18 protein-coding genes are annotated in these 18557 nt (G+C 71.4%); 2 read left to right on the top strand and 16 right to left on the bottom strand.

Annotation, left to right across the window (positions count from 1 at the left end; translation table 11 throughout):
- Positions 1-30 precede the first annotated feature (30 nt).
- The 10 genes from QMG73_RS34280 to QMG73_RS34235 are packed head-to-tail and all read right to left on the bottom strand — an operon-like array spanning position 31 to position 10020.
- Positions 31-1053 carry a LacI family DNA-binding transcriptional regulator gene (locus QMG73_RS34280; RefSeq protein ID WP_281902737.1) on the bottom strand — a complete coding sequence of 341 codons (1023 nt, stop codon included), beginning with the start codon at positions 1051-1053 and terminating at the stop codon, positions 31-33.
- Complete coding sequence (locus QMG73_RS34275) at positions 1053-2024, bottom strand: 1-phosphofructokinase family hexose kinase (RefSeq protein ID WP_281902736.1); 972 nt, start codon at positions 2022-2024, stop codon at positions 1053-1055. Before QMG73_RS34275 ends, QMG73_RS34280 begins: the two co-directional genes overlap by 1 nt.
- A gap of 30 nt (positions 2025-2054) precedes the next feature.
- Positions 2055-2630 (bottom strand): AAA family ATPase, encoded by a 576-nt coding sequence (locus QMG73_RS34270; protein WP_281902735.1) that lies wholly within the window; start codon positions 2628-2630, stop codon positions 2055-2057.
- A gap of 2 nt (positions 2631-2632) precedes the next feature.
- Positions 2633-3577: a beta/alpha barrel domain-containing protein gene (locus tag QMG73_RS34265; protein ID WP_281902734.1), complete on the bottom strand. Its 945-nt coding sequence runs from the start codon at positions 3575-3577 to the stop codon at positions 2633-2635.
- Between the two features lie 58 nt (positions 3578-3635).
- Positions 3636-4622 carry an ABC transporter substrate-binding protein gene (locus QMG73_RS34260; RefSeq protein WP_281902733.1) on the bottom strand — a complete coding sequence of 329 codons (987 nt, stop codon included), beginning with the start codon at positions 4620-4622 and terminating at the stop codon, positions 3636-3638.
- Positions 4623-4641: 19 nt separating this feature from the next.
- Positions 4642-5703, bottom strand: coding sequence for an ABC transporter permease (locus QMG73_RS34255; protein WP_281902732.1), 1062 nt, complete (start codon positions 5701-5703; stop codon positions 4642-4644).
- On the bottom strand, positions 5700-6461 hold the full coding sequence (locus tag QMG73_RS34250) for an ATP-binding cassette domain-containing protein (protein ID WP_281902731.1): 762 nt from the start codon (positions 6459-6461) through the stop codon (positions 5700-5702). The genes QMG73_RS34255 and QMG73_RS34250 overlap by 4 nt, the downstream gene beginning before the upstream one ends.
- Complete coding sequence (locus tag QMG73_RS34245) at positions 6458-7351, bottom strand: hypothetical protein (RefSeq protein WP_281902730.1); 894 nt, start codon at positions 7349-7351, stop codon at positions 6458-6460. Before QMG73_RS34245 ends, QMG73_RS34250 begins: the two co-directional genes overlap by 4 nt.
- Before the next feature lie 6 nt (positions 7352-7357).
- Entirely contained in the window at positions 7358-8899 is a 1542-nt protein-coding gene (locus tag QMG73_RS34240; RefSeq protein ID WP_281902729.1) for an FGGY-family carbohydrate kinase, read from the bottom strand.
- The gene (locus QMG73_RS34235) at positions 8899-10020 is read right to left on the bottom strand and encodes a class I mannose-6-phosphate isomerase (RefSeq protein WP_281902728.1); all 1122 of its coding nucleotides are present in this window, start codon (positions 10018-10020) and stop codon (positions 8899-8901) included. Before QMG73_RS34235 ends, QMG73_RS34240 begins: the two co-directional genes overlap by 1 nt.
- A 1018-nt stretch (positions 10021-11038) precedes the next feature.
- Between QMG73_RS34235 and QMG73_RS34230 the strand changes: the two genes are divergently transcribed.
- Both QMG73_RS34230 and QMG73_RS34225 read left to right on the top strand, forming a co-directional pair.
- Complete coding sequence (locus QMG73_RS34230; protein WP_309299558.1) at positions 11039-12334, top strand: D-alanyl-D-alanine carboxypeptidase; 1296 nt, start codon at positions 11039-11041, stop codon at positions 12332-12334.
- 175 nt (positions 12335-12509) lie between these two features.
- Entirely contained in the window at positions 12510-13535 is a 1026-nt protein-coding gene (locus tag QMG73_RS34225; RefSeq protein ID WP_281902726.1) for an aspartate-semialdehyde dehydrogenase, read from the top strand.
- Between the two features lie 77 nt (positions 13536-13612).
- Here the strand turns inward: QMG73_RS34225 and QMG73_RS34220 are convergent, their stop codons facing one another.
- Genes QMG73_RS34220 through QMG73_RS34195 form a run of 6 tightly spaced genes read right to left on the bottom strand, consistent with a single transcriptional unit; the run spans position 13613 to position 18489 of the window.
- Positions 13613-13957 carry a hypothetical protein gene (locus tag QMG73_RS34220; RefSeq protein WP_281902725.1) on the bottom strand — a complete coding sequence of 115 codons (345 nt, stop codon included), beginning with the start codon at positions 13955-13957 and terminating at the stop codon, positions 13613-13615.
- A 7-nt stretch (positions 13958-13964) separates the two neighbouring features.
- Positions 13965-15812, bottom strand: coding sequence for a CheR family methyltransferase (locus tag QMG73_RS34215; RefSeq protein ID WP_281902723.1), 1848 nt, complete (start codon positions 15810-15812; stop codon positions 13965-13967).
- A 7-nt stretch (positions 15813-15819) separates the two neighbouring features.
- A complete protein-coding gene (locus QMG73_RS34210) occupies positions 15820-16824 on the bottom strand; it encodes a chemotaxis protein CheB (RefSeq protein ID WP_281902722.1) in 1005 nt (334 codons plus the stop codon).
- Between the two features lie 28 nt (positions 16825-16852).
- The gene (locus tag QMG73_RS34205; RefSeq protein WP_281902720.1) at positions 16853-17629 is read right to left on the bottom strand and encodes an ATP-binding protein; all 777 of its coding nucleotides are present in this window, start codon (positions 17627-17629) and stop codon (positions 16853-16855) included.
- Between the two features lie 2 nt (positions 17630-17631).
- Positions 17632-17997: an STAS domain-containing protein gene (locus tag QMG73_RS34200; protein WP_281902717.1), complete on the bottom strand. Its 366-nt coding sequence runs from the start codon at positions 17995-17997 to the stop codon at positions 17632-17634.
- Positions 17998-18051: 54 nt separating this feature from the next.
- Complete coding sequence (locus QMG73_RS34195) at positions 18052-18489, bottom strand: Lrp/AsnC family transcriptional regulator (protein WP_281902716.1); 438 nt, start codon at positions 18487-18489, stop codon at positions 18052-18054.
- Positions 18490-18557: the final 68 nt, after the last annotated feature.

Below are 18557 nucleotides of genomic sequence, written 5' to 3'. Positions count from 1 at the left end.
GGATGCGACTCGGAGCGTTCACAGCCCTGATCACGGGAGCGTGGGCATGGGCGCGGGCGGGAGCTCGCCGGAGCCGCGGACGATCAGGCGTACCGGGAGCACCACCCGCCTCGGCGGTGTGTCGTCGCCGTTCAGGCGGTCGAAGAGCAGCTCCGCCGCCTGGCGACCCAGCGCCTGCGGGTCCTGGTAGACAGCCGTCACCGGCGGGTTGAGCGACTCGGCGCCCTGGAAGTCGTCGAAGCTCACGTGGGCAATGTCGGTGCGATCCTCCTGGTGCAGTGCCTTCACCACTCCGAGCGAGGTCCGTGCATTCGCCGAGATGACCGCGGTGGGATTCGGGTCGGATGTGAGGAGCTCTACGGTCGCGGCGGTCGAGTTCTGCGCGCCCATCGCATCGACGCGCACCAGCCGCTCGTCCACCTGCAATCCCGCGTCCAGCATCGCCGCGCGGAAGCCCTGGTACCGCAGCCGCGTCGTGTAGATGTGCAGCCGATCGCCGATGAACGCCACCCGCCGGTGCCCGTGGTCGATCAAATGCCGCGTGGCGAGGCGGGCGCCGCCCTCGTTGTCGGCGAGCACGGTGTCGGCGTCGTGCTGGATCGGCGGCCGGTCGACGAACACGGTCGGCAACCGCGAGTGCCCGTGCCCCAGGTACGAGTGGTCGCCGGAGGTCGGCGTGATGATCAGCCCCGCGACCCGGCGGTTGGTGAGGCCGTCGACGACCACGCGCTCGTTCTCGGGGGCGTACCCGGCGCTCGCGATCACCACGAACATGCCCCGCTCCCGCGCCACCTCCTCGACCGCGCTGGTGACCTCGGCGAAAAACGGGTCGGCGATGTTCTCGACCACGAGGCCCACCGCGTCGTCGCGCCCGACCCGCAGCGAGCGCGCCACCGGATTCGGGAAGAACCCCAGCTCGCGGATCGCCGCCTGGACCTTCTCCGCGGTGCCGGGCGCCACGGCCGGGTCGTCGTTGATGACACGCGAGACGGTCTTCGCGCTCACCCCCGCCAGCGAGGACACATCGCGCAGCGTCGGCCGCCGGGAAGACATCACGCCCCCACGCGCCGCTCGGCCGCCGCGGCCACGAGCGCGGCCAGCTCGCGCGCCCGCGCGGGGTCGACCCCGCCGGCCAGTTCCTGCTCGACCGACGCGGTCGCCGTCGCGACCGCGAAGATGATCGCAGCTGTACCGCTGACGCCCGTTTCCCACGCCTCGACCAGTCCGCCGACGAACGAGTCGCCGGCCCCGATCGGGTTGACCACCGGCACCTGGACGGTGGGCACCCAGGTCACGCTCGCCGCGTCGCCGTAGGCGGTACCCGCGGCTCCGGCGGTCACGGCCGCCGACCGGGCACCCCGGGCGCACAGCTCGCGCACCGCCCGCTGGGCCCGCTCGGGTACCTCCGGGTCACCGTCGTGCACTTCCTCATCCGGATGCCCCCAGAGAACACCGGCCGCCTCCGCGAGGTTGGGCGTGACAATGTCCGGACCGGCGGCCACCGCGTCCGCGAGCGCCGCCCGCGCCGCGTCGACGATCACCTGTACGCCGAACCGGTGCCCGATGCCCACCAGCCGCCCGTACCCGTCGTCCGGCACGCCCGGCGGCAGGCTGCCCGAGCACACCAGCGTGCGGTGCCGGCCGCTGGCCAACTCGGCGGCGATCGCCTCCTCGTAACGCCGCCACGCCTCGCCGGAGATCTCCGGGCCCGGCTCGTTGAGCACCGTCACGCGGCCCGAGTCCTCCAGGTAGATGGTGGCGACCCGGACGTCGCCGGCCACCGGCACACCGACCAGGTCGACGGGCTCGGCGGCGAACAGCCGGCGGATGAGCACGGCGTCGTCATCGGGTTCGAAGGCCAGCAGCGTGGCCCGGCGCCCGAAGGCGGCCGCCACCCGGCCCACGTTGAGGCCCTTGCCGCCGGCCGTCACCGCTGGTCGGGGCGGCCGGAGCACGCTGCCGAGCCGCAGCTCGGGCAGGCGCACCGTCCGGTCGACGGTGATGTTCGGGGTGGCGATGAGCAAGGGGGCCTCCTTCGAGAAACCTTTGGCAGGCTACCGGCCGGGCGCCAGCGCGCCGGTGCCGGTCAGCGCCGCTGTGACCTGGTGCGCGAGCGGAGCGGTGGTGTCGACGGCCACGTGCGGCACGGCGGGCGGGTCGAGGACGCCGGAGCGGAGAAAAGCGGTGAGATCGGCGATCTTGCGTCGGTCACGCGGCGCGGCGCGCTCGGTGAGCCGGCGGGCCACCTCCGCTGGCGGGCAGGTTGTCCAGATCAGGGCAATACCGTCGGGTGCACCGAGGCGGTCGCTCAGTGCGTTCCATGCAACCGGGTCGGAGCGCTCCGACGAGAACGGGGCGATCAGTACCACCGACACGCCCGCCGCCAGGCAGCCGGCCGCGGTGTCGATCAACGCGGCATAGGTGGCGTCGCGGGTGGCTGACCGTACCCGGGGATCATCGAGATCAGCGGGCGCGGCGCCGACCAGCCCGGCCACGACGGCGGTCAGCGGCCCGGTGAGCACGTCCTGGTCGAGCGGCGCGGCGCCGGCGGCCCGGGCGAGCGCGGCGCCGAGCACGCTCTTGCCGGTGGCCGGCGCACCGGCCACGACGTAGGCACGCACGGCGCCCATCGTCACACCCCGAACGCCTCGTACCAGGTGGAGGACAGCTCCGACGCGGTGGCCCGCTCCTGCCACGGCCGCCCGTGGCGGCGCACGATCGCGGTGAGCGTGTCGAGCCGGTCCGCCGCGCGAGCCACCGCCGCGTCGCGCTCGCCCGCGGGCAGGTGCCCGACCGCGTCGCCCCACACGGCGCGCCCGGCGATGTATCCGCTGGCGCCGGCCTTCGCGGCGATCTCCATCTGCGTCGCGAAGTCCTCGAACCCGGCACCCTCGCTCAGCAGCACCCACGGCACGGTGGCGGCGGCGTCGAGGTCGCGGCAGGCGGCCGCGGACCCGGGGAACTGCACCTTCAGCACGTCGACGCCCAGCAGCGTGAACTCGGCCACCGCGGCGACGATCGCGTCGGCCCGACCGCCGTCGCCCTCGTCGGGCGAGAGCGGGTACCAGATCGGCTCGACGACCAGCGGCAGCCGCTCCTCATGGCACGCCGCCGCGAGATCCGCGACAAGCTTGCGCTGTTCCGCCGCCACGTCGGCCAGTTCGGAGCGGTAGAACAGGATCAGCTTGACCGCGTCGGCGCCCAGCTTGGCGATCTTTTCCGGGGTCCACTGCGGACGGAGCACAGTGGGCAGTGCCCAGCCGGGTGGGCTGTCCGGCGTGTACGTCAACAGCTCGATCGGGGCGATCACACCGACCGAGCCGGGCAGCGTGCCGGTGGCGATGGCCTGCCCCAGCGAGTACACGGGGTCGAGCAGCACCGCCGACGCGTGGCCGGACAGCGCGCTCACCAGGTGCAGCTTGGAGTCGACGACGGTCTGGTGCGGCACCCGGGAAACGTCCTTGTCGAAGAGCGCGACGTAGTTCTCCGGGTGGTCGAGGGCGGCGACGCAGAAGAAGCCGTCATCGGTGGCGATCCGAGCCAGCCGGCGCACCATGCCGAGCCGTTGAACGTCCATGTTGGACCTTTCTGTGACGGCGGGGAGCCGGCACCGGCCGCGCCGGCTCCCCGCGCGATCAGCACTTGTCTTTGTAGATGTACTTGCTGACCTCGGGGTCGCTCATGTTGTCCTTCGTGACGATGAGCGACTCGGTGGCGATGTTGGTCTCGACGGTCTTGCCCTCGATCGCGTTCGCCGCCTGCTCGACGCCCTGCACGCCGATGTCGTACGGCTTCTGTGCGACCAGCGCCTGCACGTCGCCGGCCTCCAGCTGCTTGATCTGGTCGGGTCCGGCGTCGAAGCCGACGACCTTCACCTGGTTGCTCTTGCCCGCCGAGCGCACGCCGGTGGCGGTGCCCTGCGCCGAGAAGAGGTTGGTGGCGAAGACGCCCACCAGGTCCGGGCTGCGCTGCAGTTCGGCCTGGATGATGCTGGCCGCGGTCTGCGGCGAGTTGTGCGAGTACTGGGTCGCCGCGGCGAGCGTGAAGTTCGTGAACTTCGTCTTCACGGCCTCCTCGAAGCCGGCCACGCGAGCGTCCACCGAGGACACACCGGGGTCGGTGGAGATGACCAGTACCTTGCCCGGCTTGCCGGCGAGCAGTTCGTTCAACGCCTCAGCCGCCTTGGCGCCGCCAAGCTTGTTGTCGGTGGCGATCCGGGACGCGCCGATGCTCGTGTCGTCCACTGTGGTGTCGACGAGCACCACCTTGGTGCCGGCGTCCTGGATGCGCTTGAGGGGGGTGGCGGACGCCTTGACGTCGTTCGGCGCGACGAGCAGCGCGGCCGGCTTGCTGGCCGCGACCGCGTCCAGCAACGGGTTCTGCAGTGTGGCGTCGAACTTGTCGGGGCCCTGCACCTGCAGGTCGACGCCCAGTTCCTTGGCCTTCTCCTTGGCGCCGCACTCCATCGAGACGTAGAACGGGTCGCCCTTGACGCCGACCATCAGCGTGAACTTCTTGCCGGACGCCGATCCGCTGTCTGATCCAGTGTCGCCGCCGGACTCGTCAGCGCACCCGGCGACCAGTAGTACGCCGGCGACCACGACCGCCGCGATTTTCTTCATGGGGTTTCCTCCTGTCGTGTTATCCGCGGTTGCGGGTACGCCGCCGCAGTTGGTCGAACCAGACGGCGACGATGAGCACGAGGCCCACCGCGACGTCCTGCCAGTAGGGCTGGACCCCCGTGATGACGAAGCCGTTCTTGAGTACCGCCGGAATCCAGACGCCGATCAGGGTGCCGATGATCGACCCGACCCCGCCAAAGAGGCTGGTGCCACCGAGCGCGACAGCGGTGATCGCCTGGAGGTTGTCGGTGGAGTGCCCGCCGATGCTGGTGGTGGAGAAGTACGCGACGGAGAGGAAGCCGGCGAACCCGGCCGATACGCCGCCGATGATGTAAACCTTCAGAAGGTGCCGCTCGACGTTGATGCCGGCCCTGCGCGCCGCCTCCGGGTTCGAGCCGATCGCAAACGTGTGCCGGCCGAAAACCGCCATGTGCAACAGGATGAACCCCGCGACCACCACGACGAGCGCGATGGGAATGAGGTTCGGCACGGCGGCGATCCACGATCCGTGCCCGAGCGGGTCGAGCGCGTACGTCGCCGTGTTGACTCCATTTTGGAGGATGAGAGCGGCGCCCAGTCCGGCGCCGAGCGTGCCCAGCGTGGCCAGCAGCGGCGGCACCTTCAGATACGCCACGACCAAGCCGTTGATGGTTCCGATGATCAGGCCGGCCAGCAGCGCCCCCGCGAGCGCCACCAGGATGTACCAGGCCTTGGTCTGGTCGGCGGTCACGTCCGCCGCAGTCGTGTCACCACCCGTGCCGATGAGCTTCAGCGCGTGTACCGCGAACACCTCGCCGAGCACGATGCCGCTCGGTATCGACAGGTCGACACCGGCCGTGATGATGACGAACGTCGTGCCGACGCTGACGACGGTCAGGATGGCCACGTTCTGCGCCAGCTGCGTGAAGTTGCTGCGTTGGGTAAAGGTGTCCGGCGCGAGGATCGAGAACGCCGCGATGATGGCCAGCAGTACCGCGAAAGTGACCATCGTCGGGTTGCGCAGCAGCGCGCGCACGAAAGGCACGCTCGGGGTCACCGGCTCCTGAGACTCGGTGTCCGCCGTCGGCTTGGTCTGCGTCATGAGGACTCCTCGTTCGCCTCGTTCGCGTACGCGCCGGAGATCGCGGCGATGAGCCGGTCGACGTCGGCCTCGCCGCGCCGGAAACGGGCCACCCGCGCGCCGAGCCGCAGGACCTCGATCCGGTCGGCCACCTGGAGCACCTGCGGCAGGTTGTGCGAGATGAACACGACCGCGATCCCCTTGTCGCGGATGCGCTCGACCAGTTCGAGCACGTTCGCGGTCTGGATGACCCCGAGCGCGGCGGTCGGCTCGTCCATGACGATCACCTTGGTGGCCCACATGGCCGCCCGCGCGATCGCCACGGACTGCTTCTGGCCGCCGGAGAACTCCGCCACCGGCGCCCGCATGTCCTGCACGAGACCGACGCCGAGGTCGCGGAACGCGGTCGCGGTGCGCCGCCGCATCTCGGGGTGGTTGTGGAGGATGCCGAACCGGCGCAGCTCGCGACCGAGGAAGACGTTTCCGGCCGCGTCCAGGTCGGGGGCGAGGGCGAGATCCTGGTACACGGTCTCAATGCCCCGAGCCTTCGCGTCGTGCGGATCGGACAACCGCACCGGATTGCCGTCGATCCTCACCTCGCCCTCGTCCGGCGAGTACACCCCGGAAAGCACCTTGGTGAGCGTCGATTTGCCCGCGCCATTGTCGCCGACAAGCGCCGTGACCTCACCGGGGAATGCCTCGAACGAGGCGTGCCGCAATGCACGGACGTGCCCGAACGTCTTCACCACCCGGTACGCCCCCAGGACAGGCTTGCTCATCCGCGTACCTCCCGCCAGCTCCGGCCGTGCCCCTCGATCGCGGCGTTGAGGCCGGCCATGCGATCCAGGGCGGTACTGGCCAGGAACTGCCGCCGCTCGGCACCGGTGAGCCCGACCGCCTCGCCCCAGAACGCCCGCCCAGCGATGTACCCGGACGCGCCCGCGTCCATGGCCGTCAGCACCCGGGCCACGAACTCGTCGTACGCCACACCGGCCGACAGCAGCGCCCACGGCACCCGCCCGGCCACCTTGCTGACCTCGCGGCAGCCGTCCGCGTCGCCGGGCCACTCCAGCTTCAGCAGGTCCGGGTTGAGTTCGGCCAGCAGCTCCGCTGAGCGGATCACCAGTCGCTTCTTCTCCTCCGGGCCCTCGCCGGGCAGCGTCGTCACCAGGGGCTCGATGACCGACGGCATCCCGGCCGCCCGGCAGTCGGCGACCACGGCGGCGACCGCGTCCAGGGCCTCCTGCGCCAGGTCCGGCTCGCCGGGGCCGGCCACCCGGTCCGGTCGCCACCGCACCAGGAACTTCAGCGCCGAGCCGCCGTTCTCCGCCACGAACGCCGGGCCGCGTTCGGTCGGTGCGTACTCGGTGCGGTGCTCGCCGTTCCACGTCGGTTGCGGCGAGCGCTCGCTGGAGATCAGCAGCCCGGCCCGCGCGTCGAGCGCGCCGGCCGTCCGAACCGCTCCGACGCCGTACTCGACATCGGTGAGAACGCCCGAGGCATGTGGCGACAATGCACCGATCACGTCGACCTTGAAGTCGCTCATGTCCTCGCCGGACGCCGGCTGACCAGCCTTCTCCAGCATCTTGCGCAGGGTGCCGCGCTGGTCCATCGCGAGGATCGCGAACGTCCCCGCGTCGTTAGCGATCTGATCAAGGCTGAGGGACATGCGGTTCTACCTTCCATCTGGCAGGGGGATACCGGCCGCGCGCGCGGCCATGAGAGCGGCGCCGTAGGCGCCTGGTTCCGCGACGCTCGTCGTGCGCATCGCGGGAAACTGCCGCCGCTTCGCGGCAAGGAGCGCGGGATTGTGCAGCCAGCCGCCCGCGGCGACCACTTCCCGGTACGGGCCGGCGAGCGCGTCGATGCGGTCCAGCGCCCGCTGGGCCTCGGCGACCATGCCGTCCACCGCGGCGCGCCACAGCGCCGCCGGCGTGACGCCGTCTGTGATGCCCGCGAGCCCGAACCGCTCGTCGGTCGGTTCCACCAATCGCAGCGTCGGATGCTCCGGTACTGTCAGCGCCAGCTCACCGAGGGCGCGCCGCTGTGTGCTCGTGTTTGCACCGAGCATTGCCGCGATGCGGCCCAGCGTCAGACCGGTGGGCAGCCCTGCCAGTACACAGAAATGACCTGCCACGACGCCCCAGCCGACCGACATGCCGTGACCGACGAGTGCACCGATCTGGTCGTGTGAAAGCGGCCTGATTGTTCTGACCAATGCCTCGGCCGTGCCCAGCGAATCGAACAGGGCGCCGTCGGTGGCCGCACCGACGCTGTACGCGGCGACCTGATGGTCATGCCCCGCGACCGTGAGCGTGGCGCCCCGCAGTACCTCGGGCACGCCATCGCCCCCGGCCCGCCCCGCGCTTGTGCCGGCCGGCACCGGCTCGGGGAGCAACGCCGGCCAGCCGAGCAGGTCGGCCGCCGCGTCCCACGGTCGCGCGGCGGCCAGATCCAGCAGTCCGGTGCGGCTGGCCAGCGACAGCTCGGCGACCGGATCGCCGCCCAGCCGCCGCACCACCCACTCCGCCACCGAAAAGAACCGCACCGGCTTGCCCAGGTCAGCGTGGCGCCTGCGCAGCCAGAGCAGCTTGCCGAGCGAGGGGAGCGGGGTCAGCGGCAGCCCGGTCGTCCGCTGGAACTCGTTGGTGCCGAGCTCCCGCGCGATCGTGTCCAGGTCGCCGCGAGGGTCGTGCCAGGCGATGGCGGGGACGAGCGGCCGGTCGCTCCCGTCGACCAGTACGCCCGTCTCCGCCATCCCCGCCACCCCGACCCCGAGCACCCGCCCGTGCCCGGGGCCGCCCCCCTCGATCCCACCGGTTCGCACCGCCGCGTTGCCCTGCCCGGTGCCGGCAGGGCCCGCGTTGGCCGGTCCCGTCTCAGCGGTACTGACGGGGCCCGTATTGGCGGGTCCGATGGTGGCCGAGCTCATGCCCGCCCGGCCCGCGTTGGCGGCGGTCGCCGCTTCGCGGGTGTTGCCCGTACGCGGTGCGGTGCCGCGCGGCCCGGTGCCACCGGTCGTGGCGTTCCGCGCCGCCTCGGCGGCCACGTCGCGAGCCAGATCGGCGAGCGTCTCCGGATCCACCTCCGCGTGCCCGCCTACGTGCCGCCACGGCGTCGGTCGCTCGGCCTGCCCGCGTACGGCGCCGGTGGTGTCGACCGCGACCGCCTTGACCCGCGTGGTCCCCATGTCCACGCCGATCAGCAGCCCCGTCACTACGCCTCCTCGGCAAGACGCTGGGGTGTTTCCTCAGGCCGCGGCTCGGGTGTCTCCTCCGGAAGGGGCGGGCGGTCGTGCTCCGCGAGAGGCGGCCGGTTGTCCTCCGGGAGCGGTGGGCGGCAGACGACGGCCTCGACCGGGCCGTCGAGCCGCCAGTCACCCGCCGCGAAGGGCACCACGGCGGCGTCGCCGCGCCCCAGCGGGAGGGGGTCGCCGTGAGCGGGTACCAGCCGGCCGGAGCCCGCGGTGCCGACCACCACCGCGAAGCCCGCCGCCACAGACGGTCCGCTGTCGTCCGCGGACAGGTGCGCGCGAAAGTACGGGCCGGCGGCAGCGGGCATCAGATCGGCCAGCCGGCCCGGGTCGACCGCGTGCGGCCGCGTGATCAGCGCGTCCAGGTCGGCGATCGGGTCCAGCCGCAACGCCTCCAGCGCCACGTCGAAGCCGAGCCCGAGATGGCCGTCGCGCGGCACGTCGACCGCCATCCCCTCGGCCTCCAGCAGGATCGACAGGTCGGTCGGCTCCTGGAGCTCCAGCAGGAAGATGCCCGGGTCGACGCTGTGCGGGACGCCGGCCGGCACCAGTACCGCGTCGCCCGGCCGGACAGCCCGGGTGCGCAGCGACTCCATGAGCCCGTCCGAGTCACCGCCGTCGACCATCGCCCGCACGTCAGCCATCCGCATCGGCGCGGCGAACCCCAGCCGTACCCGCGCCCCCTCGTCGACCTCCAGCACGATCCACGCCTCGGTCTTGCCGTGCGGCAGCCCGAGGTGCTGCCGCGCGAAGGCCCGGTCGGGATGCAGATGTACCGGCAGCCGCTGCGCCGGGTCGAGCAGCTTGACCAGCAGTTCCGTCGACGCGCCGTACCGCGCGACGTGCTCCTTGCCCAGCCAGCCGTCGGGATCGGCGGCGATGGCGTCACGCAGCAGCGCACCGTCGGCGAGCCGAGAAAATCCCTGGTCAGGGCGGGATGTCATCGGTGTCATCGAGGCGATCCACTCTTCGGGCCGGCGCGCGCCCTCCTCGACGGACCCGCCTCGCAGCGCGGCAATCCGCTCCCCGCCCCGATAAAAGTGCTCGGGATGGTTGAGTGGGAGCAGCTGCGCTACGGGTTTCATGCACGCCTCCAATGACCGTCGACCGATGACATCGATGTCATTTCGGCAAGCTAGCCCTGTGACGCCCGCCACGTCAAGCCCTCGTGACCTCCCCGTTACACCCCCGAAACCCGGCCCACCTTCCGCGCCGCACAGTCCGCCGCCCGCGACGGCGCGCCGCCACGCCGTGCACGCCGATCAAGGGCGAATGCACGCGCTTTTCCGCGCGCGTCCACTCCCAGGCCGGCCCGGCACGGCGTGTCGCCACGCCGCTTCCGCCGATCAAGGGCGAATGCACGCGGTTGGATCTCATTTCCGCGTGCATTTGCCCTTGATCCATGCGAATGCCCTTGATCGCCGCGCACCGCGCACCGCGCACCGCGCACCGCGCACCGCGCACCCGCGCGGCGATACACCGCCGTCAACCCCTCGAACCGCGGCGGCTGGTCCCAGCCACGACGGCGCGCCGTCTCCCGCGGGGACCTTTTCCGCCGATCAAGGGCGAATGCACGCGGTTGGATCTCGTTTCCGCGTGCGTTTGCCCTTGATCCACGCGAATGCCCTTGATCGGCCGCCCCGAGCAGCGGGTCCAGCCCGACCGCCGCCGACCGCCGCGCCGTCAGCGATACTCGCGCCGGAAGCGCATCGGTCGCCATTGGTCGGAGACCGGATTAGGGTGATCGGGATGTTTGTTCGGGGTCTGGTCGCGTCTATGGCGAGCGCGGCGTTGATGGCGATCTCGGTGCCGCTCCCGGCCCGTGCCGCGCCCGCGGCGCTTGCGCCACCCGCGGAGCGGGTCCGAGCCGCATCGGCCCTGAGTGAAGCGCCATCCGCGGAGCGGGTCCGAGCCGCATCGGCCCTGAGTGAAGCGCCATCCGCGGAGCGGGTCCGAGCCGCATCGGCCCTGAGTGAAGCGCCACCCGCGGAGCGGGTCCGAGCCGCATCGGCCCTGAGTGAAGCGCCATCCGCGGAGCGGGTCCGAGCTGCGTCGGCCCTGAGTGAAGTGCCGTCCGGGGAGCGGGCTCGAGCCGCATCGGCCCTGAGTGAAGGGCCATCCGGGGAGCGGGCTCAAGCCGGGGCGGTGCTGAAGAGAGCTGCACCGCCAGCCTTCGTCGCGTGCCCGTCTGTCAAGCCTGATCCGCCGGTGAAGCGGCCGGCCAAGCCCGTCGCGCCGGCGTTGACCGACTATCAGCGGGCCGTGGGTGGGGAAGGGCTGGCTACCGCGGGCCTCACGGTCCCGCAGGGTGCGGCCGCGCCGCCGAAGGTGACGGCGACGTCGTGGCTTGTCGCCGACATGGACAGTGGTGAGGTACTCGGGGGGTGCGGGCCGCACGAGTACGGTACGCCCGCCAGCGTGCAGAAATTGTTGCTCGCCGCGACCGTCATGTCCAGATTGGACCCCAAGCAGGTGATCCAGGTGAACCGCGCTGACCTGGACTTCGAGGCGGGCAGCTCGGCGGTGGGGCTGCTGCTCGGTGGGAAGTACTCGATCGAGACGCTCTGGCTCGGGCTCCTGCTGAACTCCGGCAACGACGCCGCCAACGTGCTGGCCCGCATCGGCGGTGGGCCCGGCGGGGTACCGGCCACGATCGAGGCGATGAACGCGGAGGCCCGCCGGCTCGGTGCGTTGCAGACGCACGCGGTGACGCCGTCGGGGCTGGACGGCAATGGCCAGTTCACCAGCGCGTACGACCTCGCGTTGATCGCCCGGGTGTGCTTCGCGAACGAGAACTTCCGCAAGTATGTGGCGACGGAGCGGGCGAAGATCCCGGCCCAGCCGCCGAAGGACCCGCGCGGCTTCCAGATCCAGAACGAGAACCAGCTGCTGCTGCGGTACCAGGGCGCGCTGGGCGGCAAGACCGGGTTTACCACGCTGGCGCGGCACACGTTCGTCGGTGCGGCCGAGCGCAACGGGCGGCGCCTCGTGGTGACGTTGCTGGACGCCGAGGCCCGGCCGCAGCGCACCTGGCAGCAGGCGGCGGCGCTGCTGGACTGGGGGTACGCCGTGCCCGCCGGTGCCTCGGTCGGCCGGCTGGTCAACCCCGACGAGGTGCCGCCCTCGCCCACACCGCCGGCCGCGCTGAAGGGGCAGCAGCCGGCCGCCGCCCCGGACTCGGCTGCCGGACCACTGACCCGGTCGTCGTACGCCCCCGTGATCGGTATCGCGATCGCGGTGGCCGCCATGCTGGCGACGATGATCGTGGCGGCCCGCTGGCGGCGCGCCAACGTCCGCTCCCGGCGCGCCTTGCTGGAGGGCCGCCGGGCCGCCGCCGCCCGTGGCAGAGACGAGCGAGGCGCCTGGGACCGGCGAGACCGCTGGGACGGCAGAAGTTAACGGCTGGCCGCCTTCAGGCCCATCACCGACCCTTCCGGCACCGCCAGGTCAAGGCCGTCGGGTGCCACCACCGATCCGTACCGTTACCCGCCCACCGACAAAAACTGAGAGACCGGGCCCACAGGCTGGGATATCCGACCCGACGCCGGCGAGGGTCGCCGGTAACGTGGCGGCCATGCAGATCGGCATTGTCGGAGCAACGGGCCAGGTCGGCGGCGTGATGCGCCGGGTTCTGGCGGAGCGGCAGTTCCCCGTCGAGCGGTTGCGGCTCTTCGCGTCGAGTCGTTCGGCCGGGCGCACGCTCTCCTGGTGGGACACCGAGATCACGGTGGAAGACGCGGCCACGGCCGACTACCGGGGGCTCGACATCGCGCTGTTCTCGGCAGGTAAGGGCACGTCGAAGGAGTTGGCGCCGCGCGTCGCCGAAGCCGGCGCGGTCGTGATCGACAACTCTTCGGCCTGGCGGATGGACCCGGACGTGCCGCTCGTGGTCTCCGAGGTCAACCCGGAGGCGGCGACCCAGCGCCCGAAGGGCATCATCGCCAACCCGAACTGCACGACCATGGCCGCGATGCCGGTGCTGCGCCCGCTGCACACCGAGGCCGGCCTGGTCAGCATGGTCGTTTCGACGTACCAGGCGGTGTCCGGCAGCGGCTTGAACGGCGTCGCCGAGCTCGACGAGCAGGTCAAGAAGGTCGTCGACCGGGCCGCTGAGCTGGCATTCGACGGGTCGGCGGTGCCGATGCCCGAGCCCCGGCAGTACGCCCGGCCGATCGCGTTCAACGTGCTGCCGCTCGCCGGCTCGATCGTCGACGACGGATCCGATGAGACCGACGAGGAGCAGAAGCTCCGCAACGAGAGCCGCAAGATCCTCGGCATTCCCGACCTGAAGGTCGCCGGCACGTGCGTGCGGGTGCCCGTGTTCACCGGCCACTCGCTGCAGGTCAACGCCCGGTTCTCCCGGCCGCTGAGCCCGGCGCGGGCGATCGAGCTGCTCGGCGCGGCGCCCGGCGTGGTGCTGAGCGAGGTGCCGACCCCGCTGCAGGCCGCCGGCCAGGACCCGACCTATGTGGGCCGCATCCGCGCCGACGAGACCGTCGAGCACGGGCTGTCGTTCTTCTGCTCCAGCGACAACCTGCGCAAGGGCGCGGCGCTCAACGCGGTACAGATCGCTGAATTGGTGGCGGCGGAGCGCGCGTAACCGGGCGGGTCGTGTGGCCGCGGTGGGTGAGGCCGCGGGAGCAACGGGCCTGGACCGCCGCGGACGTCGCGGTAGCCCTAATCCAGATCTGCGAGGCGCTCCCAGTCCGCCGCCGCGTCGCGGCGGTGGTCGGCTGCCTGCCGCACGTGTACGCCGTCTGGGTCGCCGCCACGGGCCGCGGCGGTCTCGTGCGCGAGCGCGGCCCGGTCGTGCGCCGCGGCGCTGGATTCGAGCGCCTGCCGCAGCCGTTCGGTGGCCCGGGAGGCTCGCTCGGTCGCCCGGTCGACGTCGCCCGGCGTCGACCCGTGCATGTCTTCGCCGCCCGCCTGCGCGGCGTCGAGGCGGTCGCGAAGCTGCTGGGCGCGCGCGCCCGCCTCGTCGGCGCGCCGCCGTGCGTCGTCGGCCGCGTGGTTGCCGGTCACGCTCCTATTATGAGCCCGGCTCGTCCTGTTCCATCACGACGATCGCGCCGGTGATGGTCTCGTGGTCGCGGGAGAGTGGCGTGCACACCACGCGGACGGTGATGGCGCGGCCGCGCCGGTTGACCGCCGGCACGTGTAGCGGTTCCGTCTGCTCGCCGCCGCCCAGCGCCTGCCGGACCATCGGCCGCAGGTGCTCGACGGGCAGCCCGATGTCGAGGTTGAGGAAGTGCTGGCCGACGGCCTCTTCCCGGCGCAGGCCCCACAGGTCTTCGGCGCGCCTGTTCCACGCCTGCACCTGCAGGTCCATGCCCACCACCATGACGCCGGCGCGCATGCTGGTGAGGATCGCCTCAAGGAACGCGTTGGCCTCGTCGAGCTTGCCGGTGCTGTCGCGCAGCTGGTCGTTGATGTTCTGGAGCTCGTCGTTGGTCGACTGGAGCTCCTCGTTCATGGTCTCCAGTTCCTCGTTGGTCGACTGGAGTTCCTCGTTGGTCGTCTCCAGCTCTTCCACAGTGGACTGAAGTTCTTCGTTGGTGGTCTCCAGCTCCTCGTTGGTCGACTGGAGCTCCTCGTACGCGGTCTCGAGCTGCCGGTTGGCGTGCTCCAGCTCGTCTTGGAGCCGCTTGGCATCGGTGACGTCCTGGAAGATCAGAGTCACGCCGAGAAGGCTGGCGTCGGTGTCGACCAGCGGGTTGATCTGGATCTCCAGGTGTACGGTCTCGCCGCCACCACGGACGTACTCGACGTCGGTGACGCGCGCCATCCGGCGCTCCACCTGGGCTTGCTCGATGTACTTGCGCAGCTCCACCGGACGGTACGACAGGTCGAGGTCGCGGAACGGGCGCCCGACGTCGCGGGAGGAGACGCCGAAGAACGCCTCGGCGCGCCTGTTGGTGAGAGCCACCAAGCCGTCGGAGGTCACGACGATCTGCGCCACCGGGCTGGCCAGGAAGGCCTCGGTGCGAAGCTGGTCGAGCCCGACCAGCTCGTCGCGCGGCGGCGGCTGCGGCAGGTCCGCGAAGATCGAGCCGTTGTGTGGCATTGACCTTGGTACCTTGCGGAAGACCCGGCGCTTCAGGTCTACGGGAAGGAAGAGGCTGGCGTGGCTGAGAAGCATCTCGGCCTTACCAAGAAACAGTACGCCGCCGCTCGCGAGCGAGAAATGGAATCTGGAGAGGATCCGTGACTGTGTCTCCGCGTTGAAGTACATCAACGTGTTGCGGCAGACCAGCAGGTCGATGCGGGAGATGGGTGCGTCCTGCACGAGGTCGTTGCGGCCGAAGATGACCGACCGGCGCAGGTCCTTGCGGAAGACGTACCGGTTGCCGTTGGTCTCGAAGTAGCGGTCGAGGAAGTCGGCCGGGACGTCGCGCATGTCGCGCTCGCCGTACGCGGCGTGCCGGGCCTGCGCGAGGCCTTCCTCGTCGACGTCGGTGGCGTAGATCTTCACGCGCTGCCGGAACGCCTCCGGGCCGAGGATCTCGGCGAGCAGCATGGCCAGCGTGTACGCCTCTTCACCGGACGCGCAGCCGGCGCTCCAGATCCGCACCGGCGCGTCGTCGTTCTTGTCGGCGATCATCGGTTCGAGGATGTCGGTGCGCACGTACTCCCACGCGTCGGGGTCGCGGAAGAACCCGGTGACGTTGATGAGGATCGTGTTGAACAGCGCCGTGAACTCTTCCGGCTGCACCTGGAGCACGTCGAGGTACGCCGCGTAGTCGGAGACGTTGATCTCGACCATCCGCCGGTTGACCCGCCGCATCAGGCTGGACCGCTTGTATCCGGTGAAGTCGAAGCCGCGCGCCTCCTTGAGGTACACCAGGAGGGCCTCGAACTGCGGGTCGACAGGCGTCATGGGACGTTTACGCTACCGCACGTCGGCCGGCCTCGGCGGAAGCGGCAGCCGCGTCGCCGATCCGCGCGATCAGGTCGCGGATGAGTTGGGCGGCGTGCTCGGCGTCGTCGGCCACCACCCGGTACCGTTCGGCGCCGCTGGCCGCCATCCGCCGGCCGAGCGACGACTTCTCCTCCAGCGCGCGCAGCGCCATCCAGAGGGCGCTCTCGGTCGCGATGGCCTGCTCGTCCAGCAGGCTGTCCGGCGACCACGCGTGCCCGACCCGGCAGCGGTACCGGGGTACGGGCGCCTCGTCGATCTCATAGAGCGCGCCACCGCACTGTGGACAGCCGTATCCGGCCGGCACGGCGTCCGTCTCGTCGGTCGTCAGTGGGGCACGGTTGGCCATGGCGACCTCCGCGTCGAGCAGATCGGTATCGGGGGATGGCCCATCGTCGTCGACCTCCGTGCCCACCAGTTCGGCGAGCAGGTCGCCGATCTTGGCGGCGGGTACCACGTGGTCGACCGCCACCCGCTCCAGCGCGGCGAGCGGCATGGACGGGTGCAGGGCGTCGGCCGGATCCTGCACGATGGCGGTACCGTCGGCGCGCTTGACGGCGAGCAGCCCGGCGGCGCCGTCGTCGCGCGATCCGGACAGCACGACGCCGGCGACGGACGGGCCGTAGGCGCGGGCGGCGGAGCGGAAGAGCGGGTCCACGGCCGGCCGGTGCCCGTTTTCGGTCGGTCCCCGGGAGAGGCGCACCCGACCGTCGATCACCAGCAGGTGGTGATCGACGGCGGCGACGTATATCCGGCGCCGCCGCAGGCGTTCGCCGTCGACCGCGGCCTGCGCGGGCGGCGGGCCGGCCCGGTCGAGTATCCGGGCCAGCGCGCTCGGCGCCGACCGGGGCATGTGAAGCACGACCAGCAGCGCCACGGGCAAGCCGGCCGGGAGGCGGGACACGACAGCCTGGAGCGCTTCGACGCCGCCCGCCGACGCGCCGATCACCACGACGTCGACCTTCTTCGCCATGCAGTCCTTTACGCCTCGTAAGCGGGGGTCACGCGTTCCGGCGCGCCCCGGATTCCCGGCCGGCGCCGATCGGGGTGGCGCGCAGGGTGGCCCAGATCGTCTTGCCGCCGGTGGAAGGGTTGCTGCCCCAGGACGTCGAGTAGACGTCGACCAGGTAGAGCCCTCGGCCACGCACGGCGATGGGATCCGGGCGTTCGGCGCTCACCGCCGCCCGCTCGCTGTGGTCGCGGACGCTCAGGTGCAGGTAGTCGCCGCGCAGCGCGACAGCCAGGTGGACGTCGCCCGGGCCGGCGTGCTGGACGGCGTTGCTGACCAGTTCGGAGACCACCTGTGTCGCGGGGCCGGACAGGTGGGCGACCCCCCAGCTGTCGCACGCCAGCGTGACGAGGGCGCGCGCCCGGGCCGGCGCGGACGGGTCGGCGGGCAGGCTGAGCCGCTGGCGCCGGGTGCCGGTCGGTGGCCCGGCGTCGACCGCCGCGACGGCGTCTTCCCAGGTGGCGTACAACCTCACGGGTCCGAGCACGCCGCCGTGTGCCCTGCCGGTGAGCTCGGGGGAGGCGCCGAAGAGCGACAGCACGGTCGACTCCCGGCCGCCGGCCCGGAGCGCGGCTGGGAAGATCGCGAGCTGCGAGGCCCGGTCGACCCGCAGGTCGGACACGTCGACCAGCACGGCCTCGGGGGCCTCGGCGAAACACTTGAGCAAGGTGGTGCGCACGGACGGCGCGCTCTCCAGCGCGAGCCGGCCGCGCAGTGACACGACGGTCACCCCGTTGGCCAGGTCGGGTGTCGCCGTCGTCGTGAGCATGGCTAGGTCAGCTCCTCCATGGCGGCCAGGTCCGCCGGTATCTGGGGCAGGCCCAGGAGGTCGGCCACCTCCGTCACTCGAAGCACCATCTCGACCTCGCCGCGGGCGCCGCACGCCCGCAGCGTGCGCTCGCGGCGGCGGGCCAGCCGGTACGCGTTGACGAAGACGGTGATGCCGATGGCGTCGAGGAAATCCAGGCCGGTCAGGTCGACGACGACCTCGGTGATGCCTGGTGTGGTGAGCGCCCAGTCGAGCGCGAGCGTGGCCTGCGGGGCGGTGGCCATGTCGAGCTCACCGTCCAGCCGAATCATCCGGCGCCCGTCGGCCGCCTCGGTGATCTTCACGTCCAGGGAAACGGGTATGTCCACCGTTACCACCTCTCGATGGCTATCCCATCACCGCTGCGAGCAGGTGTAAACGTCTCATGGTGTCGGGTTTACCGGGCGCCAGTTCAGCGGGCTGGACAGCACCATCGTGCTCGACGGCTGGCCATAGGGCGCGAGCCGGTCGATGATCTTCTCGAAGTCTTCCATCGCGCCGGTCGCCACCTTGAGGACGCAGCAGGCGTCGCCGGTCACGCGGTGGATCTCCAGTACCTCCGGCCACGCCGCCACCTCGGGGTCGCGCAGTACGCAGCGGGCGCCGTAGCAGGCCATCCGGATGATGGCGACCACGTGCCGGCCGGCCTTGGTCAGGTCGACGTGCGCGTGGTATCCCGTCACGACGCCCGCCTCCTCCAGCCGCCGCACCCGCTCGGCCACCGCCGGCGGCGAGAGGTGCACGCGGCGGGACAGCTCGCTGTACGACAGCCGGGCGTCCGCCTGGAGCTCCCGCAGTAGGGCCCAGTCCATGTCATCCACGGCGACCTTCAGTTCGTTAAGTGATCTCGCCGATCCGCTTGTCGATCCCTTGGTCACCAGGCTAAACG

It is taken from the genome of Phytohabitans aurantiacus, from assembly GCF_027923225.1.
Lineage (GTDB): Bacteria > Actinomycetota > Actinomycetes > Mycobacteriales > Micromonosporaceae > Phytohabitans > Phytohabitans aurantiacus.
The sequence above is the reverse complement of the archived record's forward strand: the minus strand, read 5'-3'. Positions and strand labels throughout refer to the sequence as shown.

Excerpts from the sequence above, each read along its gene's own strand:
- QMG73_RS34280 (WP_281902737.1), bottom strand. The coding sequence starts at position 1,053 with ATGTCTTCCCGGCGGCCGACGCTGCGCGATGTGTCCTCGCTGGCGGGG.
- QMG73_RS34270 (WP_281902735.1), bottom strand. The coding sequence starts at position 2,630 with ATGGGCGCCGTGCGTGCCTACGTCGTGGCCGGTGCGCCGGCCACCGGC.
- QMG73_RS34265 (WP_281902734.1), bottom strand. The coding sequence starts at position 3,577 with ATGGACGTTCAACGGCTCGGCATGGTGCGCCGGCTGGCTCGGATCGCC.
- QMG73_RS34260 (WP_281902733.1), bottom strand. The coding sequence starts at position 4,622 with ATGAAGAAAATCGCGGCGGTCGTGGTCGCCGGCGTACTACTGGTCGCC.
- QMG73_RS34255 (WP_281902732.1), bottom strand. The coding sequence starts at position 5,703 with ATGACGCAGACCAAGCCGACGGCGGACACCGAGTCTCAGGAGCCGGTG.
- QMG73_RS34250 (WP_281902731.1), bottom strand. The coding sequence starts at position 6,461 with ATGAGCAAGCCTGTCCTGGGGGCGTACCGGGTGGTGAAGACGTTCGGG.
- QMG73_RS34245 (WP_281902730.1), bottom strand. The coding sequence starts at position 7,351 with ATGTCCCTCAGCCTTGATCAGATCGCTAACGACGCGGGGACGTTCGCG.
- QMG73_RS34235 (WP_281902728.1), bottom strand. The coding sequence starts at position 10,020 with ATGAAACCCGTAGCGCAGCTGCTCCCACTCAACCATCCCGAGCACTTT.
- QMG73_RS34225 (WP_281902726.1), top strand. The coding sequence starts at position 12,510 with ATGCAGATCGGCATTGTCGGAGCAACGGGCCAGGTCGGCGGCGTGATG.
- QMG73_RS34215 (WP_281902723.1), bottom strand. The coding sequence starts at position 15,812 with ATGACGCCTGTCGACCCGCAGTTCGAGGCCCTCCTGGTGTACCTCAAG.
- QMG73_RS34210 (WP_281902722.1), bottom strand. The coding sequence starts at position 16,824 with ATGGCGAAGAAGGTCGACGTCGTGGTGATCGGCGCGTCGGCGGGCGGC.
- QMG73_RS34205 (WP_281902720.1), bottom strand. The coding sequence starts at position 17,629 with ATGCTCACGACGACGGCGACACCCGACCTGGCCAACGGGGTGACCGTC.